Below are 3,649 nucleotides of genomic sequence, written 5' to 3'. Positions count from 1 at the left end.
TGCCCAGTCGCGCGAGGTCGAGTCCCGCCGTCTGCGACCACAGATCGATGCGGTCGCGCGCTCCGGACTGCTCGAGCCACGGGGCGAGCATTCCGGGTGTCTGAGACCCCTGACCGGGGGCAAGCAGCGAAATCACGATCACCAGGGAACACCGGAAGTGCGCCCCCGCGAGATGTCGGTAGCGATGAAAGCTGGCGCCTCGATTTGTAGGGTTCCCACAAATCTGCACGTCGGTGGTCGCTATCGGGTGAAAGGCCCGAGACGTTACGTGTCCGATTCGCGAATTGTGAATCGAGTGACAGGTGGTGCAGGTGATCTCAATTCGTTATGGCTTCGTGCCAGGCGGCCCACCGTCGCCGCGATCCGGAGCACGTACGCGTCGCGAGGATTTGTGGGATCTCGACCCGTTACCTCTGTGATCCGCTTCAATCGATACCGCACGGTATTTGGATGAACAAACAGCTTTCGGGCACAAGTCTCGACAGCGCCCCCACTGTCGAGGTATGCGTCCAGCGTGTCCGCGAGGGACGGTCCCGCAGCCGCCAGCGGGGCGACGACGAAGTCCTCGAGCGCGGCGATCGCACCCGGATCACCGAGCAGCGCACGCTCGGGCAGCAACTCCGCGGCATGCACCGGCCGGGGAGCGCCCGGCCAGCCCACCACGGCCTCCATCCCGGCGAGCGCTTCGACCGCGGAGACGTGCGCGGTCGTCAGCGTGGGCGTCGTCGGGCCGATCACCACCGGGTCGTCCGAGAACGCGCGCATCAACTCGGTACGGAAGGTCGCCGCATCCGCCGAACCGTGCAGATCGCCGCTGACCACCATCACCAGACGTTCGCCCTGCACCACGGCCAGAGCTGCGCGCCCGTGCTCCTGAGCGACGGTGTGCACGGTGGTGATCACCGAGACCCCTTGATCCGGCGGGGGAGTACCGACGATCACCGTCGCCGGGGCCGTGGCATCCCAGTTGAGGGTCGCGGCCCGCGACTGCATGTCGGGACCGGTGTCCCCGCGCACCACGGCGTCGACGACGAGGGCCTCGAGCCGCGTGTCCCACGCACCCCGAGACTCGGCGGCCCCCGCATATACCGCGGCCGCGGCGAAGCCGAGTTCGCGTCCGTACCGGAGGATCGCCTCGGTGAGCGCGACCAGCTGTTCCTCGTTGCGGGCGAGGGCCGGCAGCCACTGCTCGAAGAACTCCATCGCCGCGCGGACCATGTCCACCGTCTGACGCAGCGTCAGCCGCCGCGCGAGATCCTGCGGGATCATCTGGAAAGCGTCGAGACTGAACCGCAGGTCGCTGTCGGGATTGCGCACCCATTCGAGAAAATCGACCACCGAGGTCTGGATGACCAGTTGCACCGTCGAGCGCTGCGACGCGTCGAGGTCGGCGAAGAACGGCAACTGCTCCTGCATGACGTGCACGGCCTCGGTGGACAGTCGCCCCGAGAACTGCTTGACCCGACGGAGCAGAGCGTCGGGCAGCGGCGCCCGCTCGGGACGCGAAGGCGGCACCGGGCGCTCCCTGTGAGCACCCGGTACCTGCCCGATCCGGCGGGGTTGCGGCTCGTCGACCATGGGACGAAAGTACCCGCCGATCGCGAGCCGGCCGGTCACGCCACTCGGACGTGACCGGTGGACGGGTCAGGCGACGCCCGGATCCGCCATCGACACCGGGGCGGCCGTCACGTCGTCGATCTTGTAGGTGCGGGCCGCCTCGACGGCCTTCTCACGGTCGACGGCACCTTCGCGGCCCAGCGCTGCGAGCACCGCGACCACCGTGGACTCCGCGTCGATGTTGAACACGCGACGCGCGGCGCCACGGGTGTCGGAGAAGCCGAAGCCGTCGGCGCCGAGCACCGTGTAGTCGCCCGGCACCCACTTGCGGATCTGGTCGGGCACCGCGCGCATCCAGTCGGACACCGCGACGAACGGACCTGCCGCGTCGTTGAGCACCGACGCGACGTAAGGCACCGGAGCTTCCTCACCGGGGTTGAGCAGTGCCTGACGGTCGCACTCGACGCCGTCGCGACGCAGCTCGCCCCACGAGGTGACGGACCAGACGTCGGCGGACACGCCCCACTCGTCGGCGAGCATCTGCTGCGCGCGCAGCGCCTCGGGCATCATCACGCCCGAGACCAGGATCTGCGCCTTCGGGCCGGATTCCGCACCCCGCTTGTACAGGTAGATACCGCGGAGCAGACCGTCGACGTCGAGATCCTCCGGCTCGGCCGGCTGCGAGTACGGCTCGTTGTACACGGTGATGTAGTAGAAGACGTCCTCACCGCCGAAGCCGTCGACACCCTCGGTACCGCCGTACATCCGCCGCAGACCGTCACGGAAGATGTGGGCGATCTCGTAGGAGAACGCCGGATCGTAGGTGACCGCGGCGGGGTTGGTCGACGCGAGCAGCAGCGAATGCCCGTCGGCGTGCTGCAGGCCCTCACCGGTCAGCGTCGTGCGACCGGCGGTGGCGCCGAGCACGAAACCGCGTGCCATCTGGTCGGCCGCCGCCCACAGACCGTCGCCCGTGCGCTGGAAACCGAACATCGAGTAGAAGATGTACACCGGGATCATCGGCTCGCCCTGCGTCGCGTAGGACGTACCGACCGCCGTGAACGACGCCGTCGAACCGGCCTCGTTGATGCCCTCGTGCAGGATCTGCCCGACCTCGCTCTCCTTGTAGGCGAGCATCAGGTCGGCGTCCACCGAGGTGTAGAGCTGACCGTTGCGGTTGTAGATCTTCAGCGACGGGAACCACGAGTCCATACCGAAGGTGCGGGCCTCGTCCGGGATGATCGGCACGATGCGCTTCCCGATCTCCTTGTCGCGCAACAGTTCCTTGAGCACACGCACGGTTGCCATCGTGGTGGCGACCTCCTGCTTGCCCGAACCCTTGCGGACCACGTCGTAGGTCTTCTCCGCGGGTAGCTGCAGCGGCTTCGTGTTCGTGCGGCGCTCCGGCAGGAAGCCGCCGAGGGACCGTCGCCGCTCGAGCATGTACTGGATCTCGGGTGCCTCGGAACCGGGGTGGTAGTACGGCGGCATCTTCGGATCCTTCTCGAGCTCGGCATCCGAGATCGGGATCCGCTGAAGGTCGCGGAAGTACTTGAGGTCCTCGAGGGTGAGCTTCTTCATCTGGTGGGTCGCGTTGCGGCCCTCGAAGTGCTTACCGAGCGTGTAGCCCTTGATGGTGTGCGCGAGGATCACCGTCGGCTGACCCTTGTGCTCCATGGCGGCCTTGTACGCCGCGTAGATCTTGCGGTAGTCGTGACCGCCGCGCTTGAGATTCCAGATGTCCTGGTCGGAGAGATCCTTGACCAGTTCCTTCGTCCGCGGGTCGCGGCCGAAGAAGTGCTCGCGCACGAACGCGCCGTCGTTCGCCTTGTACGTCTGGTAGTCGCCGTCGGGCGTGACGTTCATGAGGTTGACCAGCGCGCCGTCCTTGTCGGCGTGCAGCAGGGCATCCCACTCGCGGCCCCACACGACCTTGATGACGTTCCAGCCGGCGCCGCGGAAGAACGACTCCAGCTCCTGGATGATCTTGCCGTTACCGCGCACCGGGCCGTCGAGTCGCTGCAGGTTGCAGTTGACGACGAAGGTCAGGTTGTCGAGACCCTCGGTGGCTGCGACGTGCGCCAGGCCGCGC

Annotated in this window: 2 protein-coding genes and 1 pseudogene; all 3 read right to left on the bottom strand. The window is 67.3% G+C overall.

The genetic code is table 11. The features are described from left to right. A pseudogene (locus R1101_RS30305) lies at positions 1–136 on the bottom strand (ACP S-malonyltransferase); the annotation flags it as partial. A gap of 128 nt (positions 137–264) precedes the next feature. After that, positions 265–1,578, bottom strand: coding sequence for a PucR family transcriptional regulator (locus tag R1101_RS0118405; protein WP_242496665.1), 1,314 nt, complete (start codon positions 1,576–1,578; stop codon positions 265–267). Positions 1,579–1,644: 66 nt separating this feature from the next. Continuing rightward, on the bottom strand, positions 1,645–3,649 hold a 2,005-nt coding region (aceE, locus tag R1101_RS0118400; protein WP_016934819.1), incomplete at its 5' end, for a pyruvate dehydrogenase (acetyl-transferring), homodimeric type.

The organism is Rhodococcus sp. R1101, from assembly GCF_000278445.1.
Lineage (GTDB): Bacteria > Actinomycetota > Actinomycetes > Mycobacteriales > Mycobacteriaceae > Rhodococcus > Rhodococcus gordoniae.
The sequence above is the reverse complement of the archived record's forward strand: the minus strand, read 5'-3'. Positions and strand labels throughout refer to the sequence as shown.

Coding starts and splice junctions, on each gene's coding strand:
- R1101_RS0118405 (WP_242496665.1), bottom strand. CDS start 1,578: ATGGTCGACGAGCCGCAACCCCGCCGGATCGGGCAGGTACCGGGTGCT.